The sequence below is a fragment of the Dictyobacter arantiisoli genome (assembly GCF_008326305.1).
GTDB classification, from domain to species: Bacteria; Chloroflexota; Ktedonobacteria; order Ktedonobacterales; family Ktedonobacteraceae; genus Dictyobacter; species Dictyobacter arantiisoli.
Map to the genome: position 1 here is coordinate 1 of NZ_BIXY01000227.1, position 1,582 is coordinate 1,582.

Sequence of the window (1,582 nt, forward strand, 5' to 3'; positions counted from 1 at the left end):
AATGCGTATGATGTCGATCCTATCACTCTCACTAATGCGTATGATGTCGATCCTATCACTCTCACTAATGCGTATGATGTCACAATCGCTCAATACAACCAGGCACACGGGGATCCGACATTCATCGAACACACGCCGGCTGGTGGTCCATACGATCTTCTCACTGCTGCGTATGATGTCACAATCGCTCAATACAACCAGGCACACGGGGATCAGACCAGTAGCCTATCAGGGCAAGATTCCTCTTCAGGGCTGCCTGCCGCCCTCTCCTTCTATCGACAGCCAGAGGCGCAAAATGCCCACTACCAGCCGCTACACGGGGATCAGACCAGTGACCGATCAGGGCCAGGTTCCTCTTCAAACAGCACCTTTAGACCACAAAATGCAGCCCCTCATAACCTTGAGCTACCTCAGGAGGGGCCAGGTTCCTCTTCACACCGCGTTAATAACCACGAGCTCAAGCTGTCTGCAGATGAGCAACGGGCGGAGGCGAAGGCACGTAAAGACTCCACTAGACAAGGGACGCGAGATCGAGGAACCATACTTCGAAACTACTTTAACAGACACCACTTCGGCCCGCTTGATGAACGACAAGGCAAAAAAGGCGAAAAGTATCCATATCTTACAAAAACGCGAAGAGATACAAATGGCAAAAGGAAGGAATTCCGGACGACTGGAGCTGTGTTGAGGGAGGTCCCTAATATGTTACAAAAGAGAAAAGATGCAGGAATGGAAAATGTCCCGAAGCTCGCCTATCTGACAGACGACAAAGAGAGATCCCTACGCAATGCCGCGCTGTTTGAGAAACAAGGCGCTGCCTATCAGAGTGACGGCGATGCCTATCAGAGTGACGAGGATAGGGTGTTTGAGGCCCCTGCAGACTCCGCTAGACGAAATCAAGAGGCGCGAGAGCGAGCAGAGGCGCGAGAGCGAGCAGACATGCTTCGAAAGTACATTAACGAACACCACCTCAGCCCGCTTGATAAAAAACAAGGCAAAGAAGGCACAAAGTATCCATATATTCAAAAAACGCGAGAAGAAGATGGTAAATATGTGGATTTGCGGACGGTTGGAAATGTGTTGAGGGAGGTCCCTAATGTGTTACAAAAGAGAAAAGATGCAGGAATGGAAAAAGTCCCGAAGCTCACCTATCTGACACGCGACCAAAAGAAAGCCCTACGCAATGCCGCGCTGTTTAAGGAACAAGGCGATGCCTATCAGAGTGACGGCGATGCCTATCAGAGTGACGGCGATGCCTATCAGAGTGACAGCGATGCCTATCAGAGTGACAGCGCTGCCTATCAGAGTGACAGCGCTGCCTATCAGAGTGACAGCGCTGCCTATCAGAGTGACAGCGCTGCCTATCAGAGTGACAGCGCTGCCTATCAGAGTGACGGAGAGTAACAGAACGAGCGCTAACCAGGACCTGGCACGACAAAGGGACGCTACGACGAACGTCGGGCTCCCTTCTCGTTCACCCATGCTCTGGCGTTCTCTCCCCTCCCTGGCGTGCCTCCATCTTCCATCACCTCTCGATCCCAGGGAAAGGGATACAGGGCCTGGGGGTGAGGGCATCGGGTGC

Annotated in this window: 1 protein-coding gene; it reads left to right on the forward strand. The window is 52.4% G+C overall.

Translation table 11 applies throughout. The annotated features are described in order from the left end of the window. Positions 1-1,404: hypothetical protein (locus F1593_RS28815; RefSeq protein WP_172632532.1), on the forward strand; the 1,404-nt coding region annotated here is incomplete at its 5' end. Positions 1,405-1,582: the final 178 nt, after the last annotated feature.